Origin of the sequence: Microbispora corallina, assembly GCF_016863035.1 — a bacterium.
In the GTDB taxonomy this organism is placed as follows: domain Bacteria; phylum Actinomycetota; class Actinomycetes; order Streptosporangiales; family Streptosporangiaceae; genus Microbispora; species Microbispora corallina.
Window position 1 is genome coordinate 1 of sequence record NZ_BOOC01000009.1, and the last position, 21,669, is coordinate 21,669.

Sequence of the window (21,669 nt, forward strand, 5' to 3'; positions counted from 1 at the left end):
CTCGGCCGGAACGCGGCGGTCGTCCTCGGCCGGAACGCGGCGGTCGTCCTCGGCCGGAACGCGGCGGTCGTCCTCGGCCGGAACGCGGCGGTCGTCAGCCGCCGATCTGGCGGCGGCGGATCCGGCGCAGCCGCGCCCGCTGCGACTCGTCCAGCATGAAGTAGGCGACCACCGGCGCGCCCAGCACGCCGAGCACGATCAGCCAGGTCAGGATCGACGGAAGCGGGAGGATGACGGCGATCACCGCCACAATCGCCGCGCCTACGTAGTACTTGCCGAGTGGCGACATCGTCGGGCCTTTCGTGTCGGAGCTCCCGCGAACCGGGGGCCGTGCGACGCGTCCGCGTGACCCTTTCACGCGATACATCTCAATCATGCGTCGCCTGCCTGGACAACGTGCGGAGGGCGCCGCCGAGTTCCGTCTCCGTCTCCGCCAGGGGAAGGGCCGGGGCCTACCCTGGACAGGTGCGCGCGCCCGGCGCGACGGGCGGGCTCCGGGGAGCCGCGGCGGGGACACGGGGAGAGGGGCCGAGAGGTGGACGGGGACCCGGAAGGCCCGGAAGGCCCGGAAGGCCCGGAAGGGCCCACGGCGGTCGGGCAGGCCCTGGCGATCCTCGGCGACCGGTGGGTGCTGCTGATCCTCCACCGCGCGTTCGTCCTGCGCGTCCGCACGTACGCCGGGTTCCGGGACGCGCTGTCGATCTCCGAGTCCGTGCTGGCGGCCCGGCTCAAGGAGCTCGTCCGCACCGGGATCCTCACCCACGTGCCCGTCCGGGACGGGCGGACGCGCCACGAGTACCGCCTCACCGGGAGCGGCCTCGCCCTGTGGCCGCTGCTCGTCGCGATCTACACGTGGGAGGCGCGGTGGAGCGGACGTGCCCTGCCGCCGCTGGTCCACGACGTGTGCGGGCGGCCCGGCCTTCCGTACCTGTCCTGCGGGACCTGCGGCCGGGCGGTCGCCGCGCGGGACACCGAGACCCTCCCCGCCGCCGCCTTCGCCGGCGCCGGGCCGCCCCGGCGGCACCGCCGTACGGTGCGGGCGGATGCGGGGGCCGACGCGTTCGGCTACCTGCCCGCCTCCATGGAGATCCTCGGCGACCGCTGGAGCACCAACGTGCTGGCCGCCGCCTTCCTGGGGACGCGGCGGTTCGTGGACTTCCAGACCCGGCTCGGCGTCGCGCCGTCCGTCCTGGCCGACCGGCTGCGGCGGTTCGCAGAACAGGACGTCTTCACCGCCGCGGGCGGGGACTACCGGCTCACGGACAAGGGCCTCGGGTTCTTCCCGGTCTTCGCGTTCCTGGTGGACTGGGCCCGGCGGGAGATCGCGGCGCCGCCGGGCTCCGGGCCGGCCATCGTCCACCGGCCCTGCGGCGCCGCGCTCGTCCCCGTGTTGTCGTGCCCGGCCTGCGCCGGGCCGCTGCGGCGGAAGGAGATCCACTACGGGGCGGGCCACCCCCCGTGATCAGCCGCCTTCCCGCCGGTCAGCCGTCCCGCTCCCGTGCGGACGGCCTCAGCTTCCCTCGCCCGACTCGTGCTTGCCCATGGCCTTGCGGATCACGTCACGTGCCCGGTCCATCATCGCGATGGGCGTGCCGATCAGGAGGTTCTTGGTGGCCGACTCGGTGCCGGGGTGCGGGTGCGTGGGGGCCATCGCCTCGGCGGCCTTCACGCCCACGGCCATGGCACGCCGCTCGCCCTCGCTCGTCGCCGCCTTGAGCTCGGAGAACTCGTAGCGCTCCTCGGCGGCGGCGTGCGCGAAGACGGCCGCCCTCAGCCGGTCGAGCTCCCGCATGAACTCGGGCGAGGCCGCGTCCATGTCGTCGAGCCGGCTGAGCATCTCCTTCGCTTCCTCCTCCTCCTGCAGGCGGTTGTCGACGATCGTGTCGCCGCCGACCAGCTTGCGCCGGGCGTACGGGTGGACGATCTCCTCCTCGGCCGTCTCGTGCACGGCCAGCAGACGGACCAGCCGGCTGAAGGCCTCCCTCCGTTCGTCGCCCTCGCAGCGGGCGACCTCGTCGAACAGATCCCTGATGAGCGTGTGCTGCCGCACGAGGAGATCGATGACGTCGTTCTCCTGCATGACTTCCGGAGTCGTCTTACGGTCCATTGTTCGCCTCCTACTGGGTCATATTCGGGCTACCCGGAACCCGGCAGGGAAACCATCGACCTGCGGTTTCGTCGGTTACATGACTCGACGGCCGTTGGCGAACGCCTGTCCGTAACAGGCCTGCGGGAGTGGCGAGGCGGGAGACGGTCAGGCGGTGGCCGCGGCGAGGGCGGGAGACGATGAGGCGGTGGCCGGCGGCGAGGGCGAGGGACGGTTGGTCAGGCGGTGGCCGGCCGCTCGGCCAGCCAGCGCTCATGGGCGGCCGCCAGGCGCTCCCACAGCCCCGCGCGCTCCGGCGGCGGGACGTCGTCGAGCGTGAGCCCGAACACGTCCGCCAGCGCGGCGAAGTAGTCCTCCTGCCGTTCCAGCGTCGTCGAGTCCTCACTGACGGGGCCGGGGGAGGACGCCGGCGGAACGGACCCGACGCGCTTCAGGACGAGGCCGGTCAGCAGGTCGACGCCGGCCGCGTCGCGCCGCTGGACGGCCAGCACCCGGACGAACCCCGAGTCGGGGGAGGTGGACAGGTGTTCGTGCGTGGCCTGGAACGCGGCCATCTCCGACGGCCCGGGGCGGAAGTCCATCCCGGTGAAGCTGCCGCGGGGATCGTGGTCGAACCGCCAGCCGCCAGGCTCGGACTCCGAGGGGCGCAGGCGGTAGCGGAACGGGCCCTGCTCGTAGGCGCCCGCCACGAGCGGCAGAGGCTCGTGGATCCCGTCGCCGAGCCCGGTGTCCACGAACCACACGCCGTCCGGATTGTCCTGCGACGGCAGGCCGCGCACGGTCAGCGCGAGGTGGTTGCCGGTCGCCCCGGCGGGCGCGTCGGGTGTGCCCTGCACTCCCGCGAAGTGCCGCGTCACCCGGTAGCCCAGCCTGCCCAGCAGCAGGGAGAACGCCCCGTTCAGGTGACAGCAGTAGCCTCCGCGTCCGCGCATGATCCGGCGCCAGGAGTCGGCAGGGTCGATCGTCGTCGGGCGGCCCAGCCAGATCTCCAGGTTCTCGTACGGCACGCGCTCGACATGGGCCGCATGGAGCCGGAACAGCCCCTCCACACTGGGGTGCCCGCCGTCCCTCAGGCCCAGCCTCCGCAGGTAGTCGTCCACCCGAAGCCCGCTCACCCCGTCACCGTAGCCCGTCCCGCCGACAAATCCCGGTGCACGAGATCTGCACGAATCGGCCGGGCGGGTCTGCACAGAGGGGTCCTACGCTTCCCTGCATGGCAACCCCCCAGCAGCGGCGGGTCCTCGTGGTGGAGGACGACGAGACGATCGCCAACGCCGTACGGCTCCGGCTGGCGGCCGAGGGCTTCGACGTACGGGTCGCGAGCGACGGAGAGGAGGCGCTCGCGGCCTATGCGAAGGCCGAGCCCGACGTGGTCGTGCTCGACCGCCTGCTGCCCGGGCTCGACGGGCTCGAGGTCTGCCGCAGGATGCAGGCCGCCCGTCCCGTCCCGGTGCTCATGCTGACCGCGCTCGGCGAGGAGACCGACGTGCTCGTCGGCCTGGGCGTGGGGGCCGACGACTACATCACCAAGCCGTTCAGCATGCGCGAGCTCGTCGCGCGCATCCACGCCCTGCTGCGCCGGGTGGAGCGCGCGAGCCTGCTGGCCCACGAGGACACCGTGATCCGCGTCGGCGAGGTCGAGATCAACACGGCGGAGCGCCGCGTGTTCGTGCGAGGGGTCGAGGCGCAGCTCACGCGGACCGAGTTCGACCTGCTGCGGAGGCTGGCCGAGCGCCCCGGCCAGGTGTTCGAGCGGGAACGGCTGCTGTCCGACATCTGGGGATTCTCCGAGGCCGCCGCGACCCGGACGGTCGACAGCCACGTCCGCGCCCTGCGCCGGAAGCTGGGTCCCGAGGTCGTGCGCACCGTCCACGGCGTCGGCTACGCGCTCGTCCGGCCGTGACCGCCGGCTCATCTGCGGGAGGCAGGCGATGAGACCGCTCGATTTCCTCGGCCGGATCAAGGTCAAGCTCGGCATCGTGATCGTGCTCGCCGTGGTGACGGCGTTCGTGGTCAACGAGGTCGGCATCAACGCCGGATGGTCCCGCGACACGCGGATCGCCGTGGCCGCCCTGCTCGCGCTCATCATGGTGCAGCTGCTCGCCTGGGGCATGACGCGGCCGCTGCGCGAGATGGCCGCCGCCGCGCAGACGATCGCCAAGGGCCGCTACGGCCTGCGCGTGACGGCGACGTCGAGAGACGAGGTGGGCGAGCTGGCCCGGGCCTTCAACGCGATGGCGGCCGACCTCGCCGAGGTGGACCGCCAGCGCCGGGAGCTGGTGGCCAACGTCAGCCACGAGCTGCGGACCCCGATCACCGGCCTCCAGGCCGTCCTGGAGAACGTCGTGGACGGCGTCTCGCCTCCCGACCTCGACACGCTTGGCACCGCGCTCGCCCAGACGCAGCGGCTCGGACGGCTCGTCGCCCAGCTGCTCGACCTGTCGCGGCTCGACTCCGGCGCGCGGCTGATCGAGCCGGAGGAGCTCGACCTCGCCGTCCTGTGCCGCCAGGCCGCCTCCGAGGCGGCGCTCGGACGCGACGACGTGACGGTGGTGAGCCGGGTGCCCGACATGGCGCTCTACGCCGATCCCGCCCTCCTCGCGCAGGTCCTCGCCAACCTGCTCGACAACGCCGTACGGCACAGCCCGGCCGGGGGGACCGTGCGGCTGGAGACCCGCACGACGGCGACGGCGGTGGAGATCAGCGTCACCGACAGCGGCCCGGGCATCCCGCCCGACGAGCGGACCCGCATCTTCGAGCGCTTCTCCCGCCTGGACGCCGGCCGGGCCGCCGACGCGGGCGGAGCCGGGCTCGGCCTCGCCATCGCCAAGGAGATCGTCGAGCTGCACGGCGGTTCGATCCGGGTGGCCGACAAGTCCTCCGCTCCCGTACGGCGAGAGGACGGCCGCACGGGGACCGGATGCCGGATGGTCGTCAGCCTCCCCGCCGCGTCGCTGGTGAGCCAGTCGGCGGCCTACGAGGACGGGACGGGCGAAGGAGCGGAGGGCCGCGAGCGGGTGGACGGCGGATCACACGGAGACGCGATGGGCGGGACGTCCCCAGGGACGCCCCCCGGCATGGCATGCGGGCTGGCATCCGGGACAGCAACCGGGGACGGCGCGATCGGCGAGGGGCCGGACGCCGGGGCTTCCGGGCCTTCCGGGCCTCCTGGGCCTCCTGGGTCGCGCGGGCGGGAAGCGTCCGCCGGAGGTCCGGACGGCGGGCCCATCTGGCGCGAGCGGGAGGAGTCGCGTCCCGAGGAGGGGTCCGCGGATGGTTTGGGCACATCGCTCGGGCGGCCCGCGGGTGCCGAGGGGACGTCGGCCGACGACGCGGGCGGTCCGGGCGCGGAATTGGCTGAGCGTGGCCAGGAGCACGGGACCGGTGACGTGACGGCCGTAGACGGGTGGCCCGCCGGGTCGTCCTCGGAGGACGGGCGGGGTGATCGGGATCCGGATGCCGAGGACGTCCCTGAGGGCATCATGCGGGCGCTCGACGCCCTGTCCATCCTGGCGCGGGATGCCCGGGATGCCCGGCCGCACGCCGGGTCCCCCACCGGGCCCCCCACCGGGCCCTCCGCCGGGTTTCCCGACGTGTCCCGCCATGTGCCGGGTGACGACCGCGAGCTCTGGCGACCCGCGCCCTCACGAGGCGAAACGGAGGACCCGGGCGTCACGGGGGAGTACGGCGATGTGCGAATGCGGAGACGTTCGGCGGGCGGGGCGGCGCTGGGGGCGGCGATCGGCATGATCGTCGGAGTCGCCGCCGCTGTGCTCGTGGTGCTGGTGTTCCACCGCGTCCTCGGCGACGCCGTCGTCCTCGCGCTGCCGGCGTTCCCCTTCGCCGGGGCCGTCTGGGGCGCCGCGCTGGGCTCGTCGTCCGGTGCGCGTGCCGCCCGGGCCTCAGCGCCGGTCTGGGCCCAGACCGCTGTATCCCCCGCGTCCCAGATGTCAGTGGCGCGGCGGCCCGGCACCATGACCGACTCGGCGTCCGAGGCATCCGCGGTGTCCGCGGTGTCCGCGGTGTCCGCGGCGTCCGAGGTGTCTGCGGCATGGCGGCCACGGGCCATGACCGCCTCCGCCGTTTCCGCCCGGCCGGACTCCTCCTCTGTCCGCTCCGCCGTCCGCGACGACCCCGCCTCCGCACAAGACGGTGCCGAGGATGGAAGCGCCGCGCAGGGCAGCACTGCCACGGCCCACGCCGCTCAGGGCGGCACGGCCACGGCTCCGGCCCGCGGGGCTCACGGCGGCGTCGCTCCGGGTGGTGCCGCCCGGCCCGACTCCGCGTCCGGTGCCGGCTCGACCGGTGCCTCGCACGACGAGCTGGTCCCCGACGCGGCGCCAGCCGGCTCCGGCCATGGGAAGCCTGCTCAGGCCGGCCGTGCCGTCGCGGACCCGACAGCGCGGACAGCCGCCCACTCGGCCCTTCACACGTCCGCCCGTGCGACCGCGCCTGCGGCCGTTCAGGCGTCCGCCCATGAGGGCCCGGCGGCCGCGCACCCGGCGCCGCATGCGGCTGCCGGGGCGCCGAGAGCCGGCGGGACGACAGTCGGCGGGCCGCCGTACGGGCCTCATGCGCCTCACGGGCCGGGGGGCGGCGGGCACCACCAGGGGCCGCCGGCGTACGTGCCGCCGCCCCTGTTCCCCCGGCCCGAGCTGCCGGAGACGCCGAAGTGGCTGCTGCCGGTCGCCGCGGCCGTGGGACTGGTGGCCGCCGTGGCCCTGCCGTACGCCTCGACGGGGCTCGGGCTGGTGCTGACGGCGGTCGTGATGGGCGCCGCGGTCCTTCCGGCCGTGATCCCGGCGGGACGGAGCAGGCTGACGCCGTGGACGGTGACCCTGGGCCTCCTGGCGTACGCCCTGGTGTCGGTCGCGCTGTTCCGGGACGCCGACTGGCTGGTCGCCCCGGCGCTGCTGCTGGCCTTCGCGATCGCGGCGCTCGCGCTGTCGGGTGGCGGGACAGGCTGGGCGGCGACCCTGCGAGGAGGGGCGTCGGTCCTTCTGGCCGTCCTGCCGCTGCCGTGGTTCCTGTCCCCACCGCTCAGGGGGCTGGTGCGGCGGCGGAACATGATGCCCGCGCTGCTCGGCACCCTGCTCACGGTGGTCCTGCTCGGCGTCTTCGGGGTGCTGTTCAGCTCGGCGGACGCGGTGTTCTCGTCGTTCGCCGGGGAGCTCCTCAAGACCCCCGACTGGGTGGGGACGCTGCCGTTCCGCGTCGTCCTGTTCGGGGTGTTCGCCGTCCTGGTCGCCGCGGCCGTGCTGGTGGCGCTCAAGCCGGTGGCCGAGCCCGCGGCGCCCGACCTGCGGATGCCCCTCGGCCGTGGCGTCTGGGTGATCCCGCTGGCCGGGCTCGACCTGCTGTTCGCGTCGTTCGTGGCCGTCCAGGTGAGCGTGCTGTTCGGCGGCAACCGCCGGGTGCTGTCGACGGCGGGGCTGACCTACGCCCAGTACGCGAGGTCGGGCTTCTTCGAGCTCGTCACGGTCAGCGTCTTCGTGTTGGGGATCGTGGCGGCGGCCGTCATGCTGCTCCGCCTCGACCGGCGGCGCGACCGGTGGCTGCTGGCCGGCCTGCTCGGGCTGCTGTGCGCGTTCACGCTCGTCATCCTCGCCTCCGCGCTGCACCGCCTCGGCCTCTACACCGACGCGTACGGCCTGTCCCGGCTGCGGGCCGCCGTCGAGGCGGCGATCTGGTGGCTGGGCGGCGTCTTCGTGCTGGTCCTCGTCGTGGGCGCGGTCCGTCTCCTGGGCGGCGGGTCGGCCTGGTTCTTCCGCTCGCTCGTGCTGCTCACGGGCGTCACCATGCTCGTGTTCGCCGTCTGGAGCCCGGACGCGCGGGTGGCGGAGAGCCAGGTGTCGCGGGGCGTGGCCCGGCTCGACCACGGCTACCTGGGCGCGCTGGGCGCCGAGGCCGTACCGGTCCTGGACCGGCTGCCGGAACCCGCCCGCAGCTGCGTGCTGCGCGAGATCGTCGCGGTCGACGGCCTCTCGGCCCCGGACGGCTGGAACGGCTGGAACCTCGCCCGCGCGCGGGCCAGGGACGTCCTCGCCGAACGGCCGCTGCTCGGCTCGCCCACCTGTCCCGCCACGTGGTCCCGTGTTCCCGGGCCGGGCGACTGACCCGTCTCGCACAGCGGACGGCCCGGGGGTGGAGCGCGGGCGGCGGTGTTGGTTGAATCGGGCAGGTGACGTTCGATGTCCTGATCCGCGGCGGACACGTGATCGACGGGACCGGCGCGCCCGCCTTCCCGGCCGACGTGGGCGTGAGCGGCGGCCGGATCCGGGCGGTGGGCCGCCTGAAGGAGGCCGAGGCGGCCCTGGTCGTCGAGGCCGCGGGACGGCTGGTGCTGCCGGGGCTGGTCGACTGCCACGCCCACGGCGAGGCCGTCGTCTTCGACCGGGAGATCCAGCGTGCCGCGCTGCGGCAGGGCGTGACGACGTTCGTGCTCGGACAGGACGGGGTGTCCTTCGCGCCCACGACGACGCCGGCGGCCTTCGACCACGTCCGGCGTTACTTCGCCGCCGTCAACGGCTCCCACCCCCACCTCGACGGCCCGGTGGGCGTGGCCGATCTCATGGCCGGCTACGACCGGTCGACCGCGCTCAACACGGTCTACCTGCTGCCCCACGGCACGATCCGGTTCGACGTGATGGGCCCGGCCGACCGCCGGCCCGACGCGGCCGAGCTGCGCGCGATGCGGGAGCGGGTCGAGCGCGGCCTGTCCGAGGGCGCCGCCGGGCTGTCGTCCGGCCTGGAGTACGCCCCCGGCCGGTACGCCGACGCCGCCGAGCTTGCCCACCTCTGCGCCCCGCTGGGCGCCCTGCCGTACGTGACCCACATGCGCGGGTACGGCCTCACGGCCCCGGTGGGGATGGCCGAAGTGGTGGACATCGCCCGTCGCTCCGGGGTGTCCGTGCACGTGTCCCACTACCACGGGCCGGCCGCGACTCTGCTGCCGCTCCTTGAGGACGCTCGCGGGCAGGGGGCCGACCTCAGCTTCGACACCTATCCGTACCTGCGCAGCAGCACCATCCTCGCGATGGTCGCGCTGCCGCCGTGGGTGCCCGCCGCCGACACCGGGCGTGCCCTCGCGCTGCTCGGCTCCGAGCGCGTACGGCTGCTGGGGGAGTGGGAGGCGTTCGACGACGTCTGGCCGCGGATCACACTGTCGCACGCCCCCGGGTTCGAGTGGGCCGAGGGCATGACGCTGCCCGCGGCGGCGGCCAAGCACGGTGTCGAGCCCGCCGAGTTCTGCCGGACGCTTCTGCTGGAGAGCCGCCTCGAGGCGGGGTGCGTGATGGCCCGCCCCGACGAGGGACCGGCCGGGGAGGAGTCGCTGCGGGCGATCATGCGCGACCCGGGGCACACGGGCGGCTCCGACGGCATCTACGTCGGCGGCCACCCGCACCCCCGCGGCTTCGGCGCCTTCGCCCGCTACCTCGGCAGGCACGTCAGGGAGCTGGGCGACCTCACCTGGGAGCAGGCCGCGGTCCACCTGGCCTCGCATCCGGCGCGCCGCTTCGGGCTGCTCGACCGCGGCCTCGTGCGGCGGGACCAGATCGCCGACCTGATCGTCGTGGACCCGGCCGCCGTGGCCGACACCGCGACGTACGACTCCCCCCGATCCGTCGCGGTGGGCGTGGACGACGTGCTGGTCTCGGGGGTGCCGGTGCTGCGGGACGGCAGGCTCACCGGGGCCACCCCCGGCCGCGCGCTCACCCCCGGCTGAGACGGCCCAAGGGACGGCCGGCCGCACCGCCGCGGGGAGCCGGTCGTACCGGCCCTGCGAGGGCCCGCAGGTCGTGCGGGGGGCATCGGGGACCGGCCGGACAGTCCAGTACGATCCCAGCCAGGTGGTCTGTACCGGGCGACGATTGAGGGGGCGACGTGGGTCTCGCGGCTCGCCTGGAGCTGCCCGGCATCCGGGTCGACTGGCGGACGCGCGGCATCCTGCACCCCGGCCCCGCGGTCGACGCCGCGGAGTTCGCCGCCGCCGGCCACTCGCTGTTCGACGGCACCTTCACCTGGCCCCTGATGGTCGTGCGGCGCTCGGCCCTGGAGCACAACGTGGCCGCGCTCGCGGCCTTCGCCGACCGGCACGGCCTGACCCTCGCGCCCCACGGCAAGACGAGCATGTCGCCCGAGCTCTTCCAGGCCCAGCTCGACGCCGGGGCGTGGGGGATCACCGCGGCGACGGCCGCGCAGGTCGTGGTGCTGCGGTCGCTGGGCGTCCCCCGGGTGCTGCTCGCGAGCGAGATCCTCGACGCCGGCGCCCTGCGGTGGCTGGCCGGCGAGCTGGACGGCTTCGAGTTCCTGTGCTTCGCCGATTCCGTGGAGGGCGTGCGGGCGCTCGACGAGGCCGCGGGCGAGACGCCGTTCCGCGTGCTGGTCGAGCTGGGCCACGCGGGCGGACGCACGGGCTGCCGGGGCCGCGAGCGCATGACGGAGGTCGTGGAGGCCGTCCGGACGGCCCGGGGCGTGGAGCTCGCGGGCGTGGCCTGCTACGAGGGCACCCAGCCCGACGCCGGCGGTGTGCGGGCCTTCCTCCGGGAGCTCGCGGCGGCCGCCGAGGCCGTGGCCCCGCACGTCGAGGGCCGGATGGTCGTCTCGGCAGGGGGCAGCGCATGGTTCGACCTGGTGGCGGAGGAGCTGGCCCCCCTCGCCCGTCCCGAGGGCCACGGCGCGCTCGTCCTGCTGCGCAGCGGCGCCTACATCGCCCACGACGAGGGCTTCTACCGGGAGCGCACCCCGTACAACCGGCTGCCGGAGGGCGGGCTGCGGCCGGCGCTGGAGGTGTGGGCCCAGGTGATCTCGGTGCCGGAGCCCGGCCTCGCGCTGGTCGGCATGGGCAAGCGCGACGTGCCGTACGACCTCGACCTGCCCTTCCCCCGGGCCGTACGGCGGGAGGACCGACGGGAACCGCTCGACGGCGTGACCGTGACCCGGGTGCAGGACCAGCACACGTACGTGACGGGGGAGGGCCTGCGGCCCGGCGACCTGGTGGCGTTCGGCATCTCGCATCCCTGCACGGCCTTCGACAAGTGGCGGGTCCTCCCGGTGGTCGACGACGACGATGTCGTGATTGATTTGATCACCACGTGTTTCTGAGCGCGTTTATCGGCACTCTTCTCCAGGAGCGGTGACATATGGGTGGCAAGCAGGAGATCAGGACGTCCGCGGGGGCCCCGCCCGTCGGGGCCTACTCCCAGGGGCTCGTCGTGGGCGACTTCCTCCACACCTCGGGCATGGGCCCGCTCGACCCGGAGACGGGCCAGGTGACCGGCGACGACGTGGCCGCCCAGACGCACCGCACGATGCGCAACCTGGGGGCCGTCCTGGAGGCCCACGGGCTGACGTTCGACGACGTGATCAAGGCGACCGTCCACCTGCAGAACCTGAAGCAGGACTTCGCCGCCTACAACGAGGCGTACAAGTCGTACTTCACCCCGCCGTACCCGGTCCGGACGACCGTGGGCTCGGACCTCATGGACATCCTCGTCGAGATCGACTTCGTGGCGTACAAGGGTCGTTGACGGATGGACAGCGCTCTGTACGTCTTCGTCGAGGACCTTCGCGGCGAGGGCGTGGACAAGCTCCTGGACCGCGCATCGGCGTACGGCGTGAGAGGCGTGTCGGTGGCGGCGTCGTGCCACCAGGCCAGGGACGTGACCCCGCACGGGGCGACCCGGCTGACCCTGCGCCGGGACGGCGTGCACTTCCTCCCTCCGGAGGATCTGTTCGACGGGCTGCGGCTGGTGCCGCCCGTGCAGCCGGGCGCCGGCGAGCGGCCGCTCGCGGAGCTGCGCCGGGCCTGCACCGAGCGCGGCCTGCGCATGCACGGCTGGACCGTGTTCCTGCACAACACCACGCTCGGCCTGGCGAACCTCGACGTGACCGTGCAGAACTGCTTCGGCGACCGCGGCTCGCCGGCCGACCTGTGCCCGTCCCACCCCGACGCGCGGGCGTACGCGGTCGCGCTGGCGCGGGCCGTCGCCCGGGAGGGGGTGGACTCGGTCGTCGCGGAGTCCCTGCACTTCGGGGCGTTGGGGCACGGCTACCACCACGAGCGCTGCCACGTGGCCCTCGGCCCGATGGACGTCTTCCTGTTCGGGCTGTGCTTCTGCCACCACTGCATGGCGCGCGCCGCCGACCTCGGGGTCAACGCCGACGTGGCCCGGGAGGAATGCGCCCGGATCGTGGCCGGTGTGCTCGACGGTGATCCGCCCGCGCAGGGCGAGGTGACGCGGGCGGCGCTGACGGCGTACGCCGGGCCGGAGGTGGTGGCCTACGCGCGGGCGCGGTCCGAGAGCGTGACCTCCCTGGTCGGCGAGGTCTCCGGCGCGGTGGCCGCCGAGGGGTCGAAGCTGACGTTCGTGGACGCCACGGGGGCGTACAAGGGCAACTCTGACGGGCGGCCCTCAGCCGGTCTGGCCGCCCACGACGCGTGGCAGTTCGGGGTGGACCTCGTCGCGCTGGGCGACCTCGTCCCGTCGTTCGCCGTACTGGCCTACGCCCGCGATCCGCTGCGCGTCTCCGACGACGTGGCGGCCTACAAGCGCTCGATCGGCAAGAACCGCGAGCTGCGGGCCGTGCTGCGGCCGGGCGCGCCGGACACCGACTCCGAGGAGCGGCTCGTCGCCAAAGTCAGGGCCGCCCGTACGGCCGGGGCCCAGGCCGCCGACTTCTTCGCGTACGGCCTGGTCCCCTTCGACGCCCTCAACCGCATCCCGGCCGCCCTCGCCTGAACCCGAACCCACGGGGGAACGGCCGCGCCCGGCTCCCCAGGTGGTCGCGCGGTGGGCGGGGGGAGTCCGGGTGCCGGGCGGTGGGCTGGGCGAGTCCGGGCGGCAGGGCCGGGGCACGCCGGGCGGCCGCCGATAATGAAAGGCCGAGCACAGGTCACCCGGAGGAGAGCGGCTCCCTTGTCCCATGCGTACGACGCCCTGGAGGCGGACCGGACCGGGCTCGGCCTGCGGGCCGACTGCGGCGCCTGCTTCGGGCTGTGCTGTGTGGCACTGCCCTTCACGGCCTCGGCCGACTTCGCGATGGACAAGGAGGCCGGGCGGCCCTGCCCCAACCTCTCGGCGGACTTCCGCTGCGGCATCCACGCCGACCTGCGGCAGCGGGGGTTCTCCGGCTGCACCGTCTTCGACTGCTTCGGCGCCGGGCAGAAGGTCTCCCAGGTCACCTTCCATGGCCGGGACTGGCGGCGCGAGCCCGAGTCGGCCGGGCCGATGTTCGCCGCGTTCGGCGTCATGCGGCAGCTTCACGAGATCCTCTGGTACCTGACCGAGGCGCTCGCGCTGCCCGCCGCACGCCCGATCCACGGTGACCTGCGCCGCCGGCGGGACGAGATCGAGCGGCTCACCGAGTCGGACGCCGCCGCGGTCGCCGCGGCCGACGTCGCGGCGCTGCGCCAGGAGGTGGGCGGCCTGCTCCAGCGGGCCAGCGCCCTGGCCCGGGCCGGGCTGCGCGGCAGGGACCGCAGGGGGGCCGACCTGATGGGCGCCCGCCTGCGGGGCGCGAACCTCCGGGGCGCCGACCTGCGCGGTTCCTACCTCATCGCGGCCGACCTGCGGGGCGCCGACCTCCGCTCGGCCGACCTGCTCGGGGCCGACCTCAGGAACGCCGACCTGCGCGGCGCCGACCTCACCGGGTGCCTCTTCCTCACCCAGGCCCAGGTCAACGCCGCCCGGGGCGACGCGGCCACGGTCCTTCCGCCCGGGCTCACCCGTCCCGCCCATTGGTGACACCATCAATAAGGCGCGGGGGGCGGGACGTGCGCGTCAGGCCGACTCGCGGATCACGAGCTCGGTGGGCAGGATCACGGGAGCGGCGGGCCCGCCCTTGAACATGCCGAGCAGCAGCCGGACCATCGCGCTCGCCTGCTCGATGATGGGGTGCCTGATCGTGGTCAGCGGAGGCTCGGTGTACCGCGCGGCCTCGATGTCGTCGAAGCCGACGACGGCGACGTCGTCCGGCACGCGCCTGCCCGACTGCCGCAGGGTCTGCAGCGCGCCGATGGCCATCAGGTCGTTGCCGACGAACACCGCGTCGAGCTGGGGGTCGTCCTCCAGCAGGTGACGCATGGCGATCGCGCCCGACTCGCGGGTGAAGTCGCCCACCGCCACGATCGACCGCCGGTCCGACTCGCGCAGCGCGTTCCGGTACCCGGCCAGCCGGTCCTGTCCGCCGATCATGTCCTGCGGCCCGGCGATCGTCGCGATCCGGCGCCGCCCGCGGTCGAGCAGGTGCCGCACCGCCTTCTCCGCGCCCCCCACGTTGTCGTTGTCCACGAACGGCAGGGGCACCGGCACCGCGGGCCTGCCGTACGAGACGACGGGGACGCCCATCCGCGCGATGGCGGCGGGCAGCGGGTCGGCGCCGTGCATGGAGATCAGCATGACGCCGTCGACGTGACCGCTCGCGATGTAGCGCTCGATCCGCGCGTGGCTGGTGGGAGACCCGGCCAGCATCAGCACGACCTGCTTGTCGGCGGCCTCCAGTTCGAGGCTGGCCGAGCGGATGACCGTGGAGAACATCGGGTCCTCGGAGAAGACCCGGGTGGGCGGCTCCGACACGACCAGGGCGATCGAGTCCGTCCGCTGCGTGACGAGGCTGCGCGCCGCCGAGTTGGGCACGTACCCGAGTTCGTCGACCGCCCGCATCACCGCGTCGCGGATCTGCGGCGTCACTGTGAGCTGTCCGTTGACGACCCGGGAGACGGTGGCGCGGGACACCCCTGCCCGCGCGGCGACCGCCTCCAGAGTGGGTCGTTTCATTCGTCCCCCTGAAGACCGTTGCGCATGATGACACCCCGATACCACACGGCGATCTCCTTGGGAATGCGCCGCCGGGTGCGGAAGCCGATGTTCACGATGCCGAACCCCTTGGTACCTGTGGGCCCGATCGACACTGTCCAGCAGTGACCCTACGAGATAACCACGACCGTGCGCACCTGCGCGATCGCACCGTTCGTCCCGGGACGCCGCGCGCGGGGTTCGGCCGGTCCCGTGCCTGAACCGTTCAGAGAGCGCTCTCGGCGAATCCCCAGACCAGGGCATTAGTCGCAGAAAGCGCTCTCACAAAATCCACAGGAACTCTTGACCGAACTGTGATCGGGAGAGACAGTGTCGGGCAAGTCGGTCCACGACGCGGCGGCCGGGCTCCTCACTGCGGCAGGGGCGCGCCCCCGCGGGAATCTCCACGCGCACGGGAGGCGCCGTCGGCGTCCCCTCCGCGAGGCTGCCCGGAAATCCCCGACCGCCGCGCGCACGAGACCGAGGAGAGAGGTAACCATGCACGTCACCCCCCATGGCGTCCGATGGCGGCGCCCCCTCCTGGCCCTGCTCCTCGCCGCCGTCGCGGTCGTCGCCGTCGCCGTACGGCCGGCCGGCGCCGCCGTGCCCGCCACCCCGTCCGGCTGGTCGCTCGTCTGGGCGGACGACTTCACGGGCTCGGCGGGGTCGCCGCCGTCGTCGGGCAACTGGATCGTCGACACCGGCCACGCCTACCCCGGCGGCCCGGGCAACTGGGGCACCGGCGAGATCCAGAACTACACGGCCGACCCGGCGAACCTCAGCCTGGACGGCTCCGGCAACCTGCGGATCACGCCGATCGGCAGCGGGCAGAACTGGACCTCCGCCCGCATCGAGACCCGCAGGGCCGACTTCAAGCCGGCCGCCGGGCGCGTCCTGCGCATCGAGGGCCGCATCCAGATGCCCAACGTGACGGGCAACGCCGCTCTGGGCTACTGGCCGGCGTTCTGGGCCCTCGGCTCGCCGTACCGTGGCAACTACTGGAACTGGCCCGGAATCGGCGAGCTCGACTTCATGGAGAACGTGAACGGCGTCAACGCCGTGTGGGGCACGCTCCACTGCGGCGTCACCCCCGGAGGACCGTGCAACGAGACCACCGGGCTCGGCGCCAACAGGGCCTGTCCCGGCTCGACCTGCCAGTCGGCCTTCCACACCTACCGGTTCGAGTGGGACACCAGCGTCACGCCCAACCAGCTGCGCTGGTACGTGGACGGCCAGCAGTTCCACAGCCTCAGCCAGAACCAGCTCGACGCCACGACCTGGGCGAACATGACCTCGCACGCCGGCTACTTCCTCCTGCTGAACGTGGCCATGGGCGGCGCCTTCCCCAACGCCCTGGCCGGCTCGACCCCCACCTCGGCGACCGTCTCCGGACGGCCGATGCTGGTCGACTACGTCGCCGTCTGGCAGAGCGGCGCGGCCGGCAGCCCGCCCCCGAGCTCCCCGCCGCCGTCCAGCCCCCCGCCCGGAGGGGTGGACGCGCGCTCGACCATCCAGGCCGAGAGCTACCAGGCCCAGAGCGGCACCATCGTGGAGGCCACCAGTGACACCGGCGGCGGCCAGAACGTCGGCGCGATCGCCAACGGCGACTGGCTCCGGTACGACGGGGTGAACTTCGGCTCCACCGCCGCGACCCAGTTCAAGGCCAGGGTGGCCTCGGGGGCGGCGGGCGGGGTGAGCGGGCTCGTGCAGGTCCGCCTCGACAGCCCCACGGCCGCCCCGATCGGCGACTTCGCCCTCGCCAACACCGGCGGCTGGCAGAGCTGGCGGACCGTGCCCGCCAACATCACGCCCACCACGGGCACGCACACCGTCTATCTGACGTTCGGCAGCGGCCAGCCGGCCGACTTCGTGAACGTCAACTGGTTCACGTTCTCGACCACGTGAGCCCCGCCGGGCCGGCCGGGCCGTACGGACGACTCGGCCGGCCCGCAAGGCTCAGCCGGTGGGCGGCACGGTCTCCGGCGACGACTCAGGGCCGCTGGGAACCGGGGAGCCCTCGGGTCCCGGCGGCGGCGCCGTCGGAGCGGTCGGCTGCCCGCCGGGCCCACCGGGTCCGCCCCCGCCATGGCCTGGCAGCGCCGGCCGCGTGACGTCGACGATGAGCACCGCGCGCGGCGTACCGCCCTCAGCGGTCCCCACGACCCACACCGAGTCGCCGGTGTTGACGCCGGTCAGGCCGCGCGGTCCGGCGACGACCCTGGTGTTGTCGTCGACGGTGTAGGTGCGCGCGGGACCGTTGTCGCCGCTGACCGTGATCGAGGTGTCGCTGACCGCCGACACCGTCCCGGTCTGGCTGGTGAACGTCTGGTAGCCGCCCTGACCGCCGCCCTCGCCCGGCGTGCCGCCGGGCTCGCTCGGCCCGGGCGACGGCTGGGCCGCGGCCACGGCCACCGGCTGTCCGTGCCCGGCGGAGGCGGCGGCCGTGGCCGCCCCGGCGCCGCCGGCCACCAGCAGGGCCGCGGCGACTCCGAGGAGGAACCGGCGGGGTGTCCCGCGCCGTACGCGCGGAAGCTCAGGGGGGCGGTTGTCCGGATCGCTCATCGGATGCTCCCTCCACTCGCCGCGGACGCGGCCGCTCCACGCGGCGGCCGACAGCGGGTGCGCGCGTCGCGCACTCGGGGCCCCGGCCGGGGTGGCACGGGCCGGCGTCAGGACGAGGACACACGTGATCGAAGAGATGAGAAAGAGACGAGACGGCGGGCTCCGCGGCTCCGCCACAAGGGGCCGCCAGGGGCACTCCTGGCCGGCCGGTAGATCCTCAGATGGTCAGCCGCCGCGTCGCGCAGGTCGGCCTGCCGGGGATCCCCTGGCCGCCCTACCCCGTCGGGCACGGCGTTCACCGGCCGATCGGTAAAGTCCTCGTCCAGGGGCGGTCGCCGGACGACTACTCCGACGGTGGGGGAGTCGGCGGCCGATCAGTCGCCGAGATGGGGTGCTGGGCCTCGCGGCCGAGGTGGGCACGAGCGGGGGCGCTACCCGATCAGCAGCCGTACGGCCTCCGGGCGCGGGCCGATCGGTTCGTGGGCCGCTCGGCTCAGCCGGCGCTGCCCTTGGCGAGGTCGCGGACGACCTCGATCAGCTCGGCGGGGTCGAAGGGCTTGGTCAGGTAGGCGTCCACCCCGATGCCGAACGCGCGCCGCCGGTCGTCCTCCTGGGCCCGCGCGGTGATCAGCACGACCTTGATGTGACCCGTGCTCGGGTCGTTCCGCAGCCGGGTCGCCGTCTCCCAGCCGTCCAGACGGGGCATCATGACGTCGAGCGTGATCACGTCGGGATCCACGTCGTGGACGCGGTCGAGGCAGTCCTGCCCGTCGTACGCGGTCTCCACCTCGAACCCCTCAAGGGTCAGGTTGACCGCGATGAGCTGCCGGATGACCTCGTCGTCATCCACCACCAGCACTCGACCCAGAACGTCGCTCACGGCCGCCAAGCTAGCCTGTGGGACGGGCCGGGCGCGCGGTTTTGGCGATGTGCGTGAGAGAGATCGGTCACCCGGCATATCGGTGTGACGAGCGCCCTTCAAGTGCTGGTAACCTTGTCTCCGGTTGAGCCCCCTTAGCTCAGGGGATAGAGCACCGGCCTCCGGAGCCGGGTGCGTAGGTTCGAATCCTACAGGGGGCACCAAATCTTGACCAGCGAATCAAGTCGCTGACCAGGGCGAACAACACGGCAACGGGCGGGTCTCCAGTCTCACGGAGTTCCGCCCGTTCTCATTGGCGCTCGCTGTTCGTGGACCAGTTGTGGACCGGATCTCACGGGGTCAACGCGGCCTCGATGCGGAGGTTGTTCTGCTCCTGGCGGCCGTCGAGGCACTTGGCGTAGCGCTTCAGGAGGTCGGACGGGCGGCCGCCGGTCGATCCGCCGCGAGCCCTGACCGCTCCTCGCCCTCCGGGCACGCGGTGGCGGCGTTCTCGTGCCCGGCGAGCCAGGGCATGCGGGCGACGAGTTGGTCACGCAACCGGGTCAACGTCGCGATGCGCTCGTTGAGCGTGGCTATCCGCCGGGCGCCGACCTCGTAGTCGCCGTCGCAGCGTGGGTGGTAGCCCAGGACCTGGGGGATCTCCCCGTTGAGGTACGGCAGGAACGACCGTACGTCCTCGACCGTGAACCCCGAGGCGAGCAGGTCGCGGATGTTGCGGACCCGGCGCGGCGACTCCGGCCCGTACATGCGGTACCCGGCGTTCGTGCGCTCAGGGGTCAGCAGTCCCTGCTCCTCGTAGAAGCGGAGCGCCCGGGTGGTGGCGCCGGTGAGTCTGGCCAGTTCGCCGATGAGCATGCCGTCCCCTTTCCGAAGGTGGTCAACGCGTCAGGCGGACGACGACCTTCCCGGTGTACGTGCCGCGGACCAGATCGAGGAGCGCCTGAGGGGCGTTCTCCAGGCCGTCGACCACCGTCTCCTCGTACACCAGGGAGCCGTCGGCCAGCCACTGCCGCAGCCGCCGTCCGAACTCGGAGGCGAGGTCGAGGTGGTCGTTCATGGTGAAGCCCCGCAGGGTGAGGCGCTTGCCGATCAGGCGCATCGGGTCGCCGGGGCCGGCGTCGGGCGATCCTCCGGCGCTCTGCCTGGCCAGGGCGCCGCAGAGGGCGATGCGGCCGTGCGCGTTCATGACGTCGATCGCGGCTCTCAACTGCTCGCCGCCCACCGTGTCGAAGTAGACGTCGACGCCGTCGGGGGCGGCCTCGCGCAGCCGGTCCGCGATCGGCCCGTCGTGGTGATCGAACGCGGCGTCGAAGCCGAGCGTGCCGGTCAGGCGGGCGACCTTCTCCGGCGTGCCCGCGCTGCCGACGACGCGTCCGGCGCCGAGCAGGCGCGCGATCTGGCCGGCCATGCTGCCGGTGGCGCCCGCCGCGCTGGAGACGAAGACGGTCTCGCCGGGGCGCAGGCCCGCCACCGCCGTCAGCCCGGCGTAGGCGACCAGGCCGAAGCCGAGGTACGTCGAGAGTGACGGGTACGCATCCGGGTCCACCTGGCGGACCTGGGCGGCGTCGGCCAGCGCGTACTCGCGCCAGCCGTGCCGGTGCAACACCACGTCGCCCTCCTTGAGGGATGGCTCGCCCGAGGCCATGACCTCGCCGACGGCGTCCCCGTACAGGGGTGCGCCGACCTCGTACGGGGGGATCGGGATGTCCGGATAAGCGCCGATCAGCATGAGCATGCCGGGGTCGAGTGACATGTACAGGTTGCGGATGAGCACCTGACCGGGGGCCGGGTCGGGGATCGCGGTCTCGACCAGGTGGAAGGCGTCGAGGCCGGGGAGGCCATGAGGGCGGGCGGCGAGGCGGATCTCTCGTGCGTTCACGGCTGTCGACCGTAGACATTGACGTACGGGTGAAGGTCAAGCCCTGCGGGAGGTGCCTGGGGCCCGGCGAATCCGGCCGGAGGCCGAAGCTCTCCGGCCGTGGCGGTGTCAGCGGCCGTCACGTCTTGTGATCGTGATCAGATGGTGCGCGTAGCCCTCGTTCTTCCAGTTCCGCCTGTGCGTCCGGGTTGGATCGGCCGACAACAACAGGCGCGGCAAGGGTCCCCCTCCCTGTCCCACGCCGAACCAGGGCCGTGACTGCTCGCCGCCTCGCCCGCGACGAGCAACGCCTGCACTTCGCGTTGCTCGCGTGCCATGGGCACCAGGTGGGTGCACGCCACCACTTCACCCATCGACATCGGACTTCCTCATCCCCGCTGGCGATCGAGTACGGCAACGGTGACCGAGTCCAGCACATGACGACGGTCTTCGCCTCTGCTCTCCCAGGGCAAGCCCGCCCGCTCAGCGGTACATCCCCTCCGCATAGGAGGGGCCGTAGTAGCGCTCCAACTCCTCGATCGGGTCCTCCGGTCGCTCCAGCGCCTGGGCGATGCGCGCCCGCGAGGGCAGGGCCTGCGGGTTCCAGCTCTCCGGGCGCCACAGCTCCGAGCGGAGGAACGCCTTGGCGCAGTGGTGGAAGATCTGCTCGATCTCGACCACGATCGCGAGCTGCGGCCGGTGCCCCTTGACCACCATCCGGTCGAAGAAGGGGGCCTCGCGCACCAGGCGCGCCCTGCCGTTGACGCGCAGGGTGTCGCCGCGGCCGGGGACGAAGTAGATCAGGCCGACGTGCGGGTTGCGCAGAATGTTGTGGAATCCGTCCGCCCTGCGATTGCCGGGCCGTTCGGGGATCGCGATCGTCGAGTCGTTAAGGATCAGCGTGAATCCGGGCGGGTCGCCCTTGGGTGAGACGTCGCAGCTGCCGTCGGTGTCCGAGGTCGCGATGAGGCAGAACGGCGAGGCGGCCAGCCAGGCCCGGTCCAGCTCGTGCAGGGTTTTCCGCTCCTTCGCGATCACGGCCGGCTTGGGGGTGCCGAGCAGCTCCCGCAACTCGTCCGCGGAGTTGATCGACTCCCAGTCCTGGGTATCCATGGTCCTCCTTTGATCCAGAAAGCCTGGAAGGCTATTTCATCGACTTCTCATATTTCTCAAGGATGATCAGATGAGACTGTGACATGGGCCAGTTGCGTGCCAGGAAAACTACGGCTTGTGCATCCTGAGCGCGTAGTAGCAGGTCAAGCCCCTTGTGCGGATGAAATCCGTATCCCTCTCCGGAGCCGGGTACGCAGGTTCGAATCCTGCAGGGGGCACCAATCAGATCCGCGTTACGGGCATCCACCCCATCTTGGGGGGAGGATGCCCGCTTCTGCGTCTGATGGGATGATCGGCCGCGCTGCCATCAAAGGTCGAGCCCATCGGTGCGCCGCGAGGTCGAGCACCGCTT

The 21,669-nt window shown here is 73.2% G+C and carries 18 protein-coding genes and 2 tRNA genes; 11 read left to right on the plus strand and 9 right to left on the minus strand.

The genetic code is table 11. The features are described from left to right. Positions 1–94: 94 nt before the first annotated feature. Positions 95–289: a tail-anchor membrane protein gene (locus Mco01_RS12265; RefSeq protein WP_204057176.1), complete on the minus strand. Its 195-nt coding sequence runs from the start codon at positions 287–289 to the stop codon at positions 95–97. A 246-nt stretch (positions 290–535) separates the two neighbouring features. On the opposite strand from Mco01_RS12265, the gene Mco01_RS12270 reads away from it, so the two are divergent. Then, on the plus strand, positions 536–1,462 hold the full coding sequence (locus Mco01_RS12270; RefSeq protein ID WP_204057022.1) for a winged helix-turn-helix transcriptional regulator: 927 nt from the start codon (positions 536–538) through the stop codon (positions 1,460–1,462). A gap of 48 nt (positions 1,463–1,510) precedes the next feature. On the opposite strand, the gene Mco01_RS12275 is transcribed toward Mco01_RS12270, so the two are convergent. Together Mco01_RS12275 and Mco01_RS12280 are read right to left on the minus strand one after the other, a co-directional pair. Continuing rightward, positions 1,511–2,107, minus strand: coding sequence for a hemerythrin domain-containing protein (locus Mco01_RS12275; protein ID WP_239103552.1), 597 nt, complete (start codon positions 2,105–2,107; stop codon positions 1,511–1,513). Between the two features lie 218 nt (positions 2,108–2,325). Further along, complete coding sequence (locus Mco01_RS12280; RefSeq protein WP_239103553.1) at positions 2,326–3,222, minus strand: arylamine N-acetyltransferase family protein; 897 nt, start codon at positions 3,220–3,222, stop codon at positions 2,326–2,328. Positions 3,223–3,320: 98 nt separating this feature from the next. On the opposite strand from Mco01_RS12280, the gene Mco01_RS12285 reads away from it, so the two are divergent. The 7 genes from Mco01_RS12285 (at position 3,321) to Mco01_RS12315 (ending at position 13,854) form a co-directional block, all read left to right on the plus strand. Further along, positions 3,321–4,010 (plus strand): response regulator transcription factor, encoded by a 690-nt coding sequence (locus Mco01_RS12285; RefSeq protein ID WP_204057023.1) that lies wholly within the window; start codon positions 3,321–3,323, stop codon positions 4,008–4,010. Between the two features lie 28 nt (positions 4,011–4,038). Next, positions 4,039–8,223 carry a DUF4153 domain-containing protein gene (locus tag Mco01_RS12290; protein ID WP_239103554.1) on the plus strand — a complete coding sequence of 1,395 codons (4,185 nt, stop codon included), beginning with the start codon at positions 4,039–4,041 and terminating at the stop codon, positions 8,221–8,223. Positions 8,224–8,288: 65 nt separating this feature from the next. Continuing rightward, positions 8,289–9,833 (plus strand): N-acyl-D-amino-acid deacylase family protein, encoded by a 1,545-nt coding sequence (locus Mco01_RS12295; RefSeq protein WP_204057024.1) that lies wholly within the window; start codon positions 8,289–8,291, stop codon positions 9,831–9,833. Between the two features lie 158 nt (positions 9,834–9,991). Next, the gene (locus tag Mco01_RS12300) at positions 9,992–11,212 is read left to right on the plus strand and encodes an alanine racemase (protein WP_204057025.1); all 1,221 of its coding nucleotides are present in this window, start codon (positions 9,992–9,994) and stop codon (positions 11,210–11,212) included. Positions 11,213–11,250: 38 nt separating this feature from the next. Then, positions 11,251–11,637 carry a RidA family protein gene (locus tag Mco01_RS12305; protein ID WP_204057026.1) on the plus strand — a complete coding sequence of 129 codons (387 nt, stop codon included), beginning with the start codon at positions 11,251–11,253 and terminating at the stop codon, positions 11,635–11,637. 3 nt (positions 11,638–11,640) lie between these two features. After that, positions 11,641–12,849, plus strand: coding sequence for a hypothetical protein (locus Mco01_RS12310; protein ID WP_204057027.1), 1,209 nt, complete (start codon positions 11,641–11,643; stop codon positions 12,847–12,849). Between the two features lie 177 nt (positions 12,850–13,026). Then, positions 13,027–13,854, plus strand: a complete 828-nt coding sequence (locus tag Mco01_RS12315; protein ID WP_239103555.1) for a pentapeptide repeat-containing protein — start codon at positions 13,027–13,029, stop codon at positions 13,852–13,854. Positions 13,855–13,890: 36 nt separating this feature from the next. On the opposite strand, the gene Mco01_RS12320 is transcribed toward Mco01_RS12315, so the two are convergent. Continuing rightward, on the minus strand, positions 13,891–14,886 hold the full coding sequence (locus Mco01_RS12320) for a LacI family DNA-binding transcriptional regulator (protein ID WP_036327689.1): 996 nt from the start codon (positions 14,884–14,886) through the stop codon (positions 13,891–13,893). Between the two features lie 516 nt (positions 14,887–15,402). Here Mco01_RS12320 and Mco01_RS12325 point away from each other — a divergent pair. Next, positions 15,403–16,809, plus strand: coding sequence for a glycoside hydrolase family 16 protein (locus Mco01_RS12325; protein ID WP_204057029.1), 1,407 nt, complete (start codon positions 15,403–15,405; stop codon positions 16,807–16,809). A 51-nt stretch (positions 16,810–16,860) separates the two neighbouring features. Here Mco01_RS12325 and Mco01_RS12330 read toward each other — a convergent pair whose 3' ends face one another. Then, positions 16,861–17,466 carry a hypothetical protein gene (locus tag Mco01_RS12330; RefSeq protein ID WP_204057030.1) on the minus strand — a complete coding sequence of 202 codons (606 nt, stop codon included), beginning with the start codon at positions 17,464–17,466 and terminating at the stop codon, positions 16,861–16,863. 493 nt (positions 17,467–17,959) lie between these two features. Next, positions 17,960–18,346: a response regulator transcription factor gene (locus Mco01_RS12335; RefSeq protein ID WP_239103556.1), complete on the minus strand. Its 387-nt coding sequence runs from the start codon at positions 18,344–18,346 to the stop codon at positions 17,960–17,962. A gap of 128 nt (positions 18,347–18,474) precedes the next feature. On the opposite strand from Mco01_RS12335, the gene Mco01_RS12340 reads away from it, so the two are divergent. Further along, positions 18,475–18,549 (plus strand) — tRNA-Arg (locus Mco01_RS12340). Positions 18,550–18,751: 202 nt separating this feature from the next. Here the strand turns inward: Mco01_RS12340 and Mco01_RS12345 are convergent. The 3 genes from Mco01_RS12345 to Mco01_RS12355 all read right to left on the minus strand — a co-directional run bounded on the left by Mco01_RS12345 (position 18,752) and on the right by Mco01_RS12355 (position 21,317). After that, positions 18,752–19,201 carry a MerR family transcriptional regulator gene (locus tag Mco01_RS12345; RefSeq protein WP_204057031.1) on the minus strand — a complete coding sequence of 150 codons (450 nt, stop codon included), beginning with the start codon at positions 19,199–19,201 and terminating at the stop codon, positions 18,752–18,754. Positions 19,202–19,223: 22 nt separating this feature from the next. Further along, positions 19,224–20,225: an NADP-dependent oxidoreductase gene (locus Mco01_RS12350; RefSeq protein ID WP_204057032.1), complete on the minus strand. Its 1,002-nt coding sequence runs from the start codon at positions 20,223–20,225 to the stop codon at positions 19,224–19,226. Positions 20,226–20,687: 462 nt separating this feature from the next. Then, positions 20,688–21,317, minus strand: a complete 630-nt coding sequence (locus Mco01_RS12355; RefSeq protein WP_204057033.1) for a pyridoxamine 5'-phosphate oxidase family protein — start codon at positions 21,315–21,317, stop codon at positions 20,688–20,690. A 147-nt stretch (positions 21,318–21,464) separates the two neighbouring features. On the opposite strand from Mco01_RS12355, the gene Mco01_RS12360 reads away from it, so the two are divergent. Continuing rightward, positions 21,465–21,538, plus strand: a tRNA-OTHER gene (locus tag Mco01_RS12360). Positions 21,539–21,669: the final 131 nt, after the last annotated feature.

Coding starts and splice junctions, on each gene's coding strand:
- Mco01_RS12265 (WP_204057176.1), bottom strand. CDS start 289: ATGTCGCCACTCGGCAAGTACTACGTAGGCGCGGCGATTGTGGCGGTG.
- Mco01_RS12275 (WP_239103552.1), bottom strand. CDS start 2,107: ATGGACCGTAAGACGACTCCGGAAGTCATGCAGGAGAACGACGTCATC.
- Mco01_RS12285 (WP_204057023.1), top strand. CDS start 3,321: ATGGCAACCCCCCAGCAGCGGCGGGTCCTCGTGGTGGAGGACGACGAG.
- Mco01_RS12290 (WP_239103554.1), top strand. CDS start 4,039: ATGAGACCGCTCGATTTCCTCGGCCGGATCAAGGTCAAGCTCGGCATC.
- Mco01_RS12305 (WP_204057026.1), top strand. CDS start 11,251: ATGGGTGGCAAGCAGGAGATCAGGACGTCCGCGGGGGCCCCGCCCGTC.
- Mco01_RS12310 (WP_204057027.1), top strand. CDS start 11,641: ATGGACAGCGCTCTGTACGTCTTCGTCGAGGACCTTCGCGGCGAGGGC.
- Mco01_RS12320 (WP_036327689.1), bottom strand. CDS start 14,886: ATGAAACGACCCACTCTGGAGGCGGTCGCCGCGCGGGCAGGGGTGTCC.
- Mco01_RS12325 (WP_204057029.1), top strand. CDS start 15,403: ATGCACGTCACCCCCCATGGCGTCCGATGGCGGCGCCCCCTCCTGGCC.
- Mco01_RS12330 (WP_204057030.1), bottom strand. CDS start 17,466: ATGAGCGATCCGGACAACCGCCCCCCTGAGCTTCCGCGCGTACGGCGC.
- Mco01_RS12345 (WP_204057031.1), bottom strand. CDS start 19,201: ATGCTCATCGGCGAACTGGCCAGACTCACCGGCGCCACCACCCGGGCG.
- Mco01_RS12355 (WP_204057033.1), bottom strand. CDS start 21,317: ATGGATACCCAGGACTGGGAGTCGATCAACTCCGCGGACGAGTTGCGG.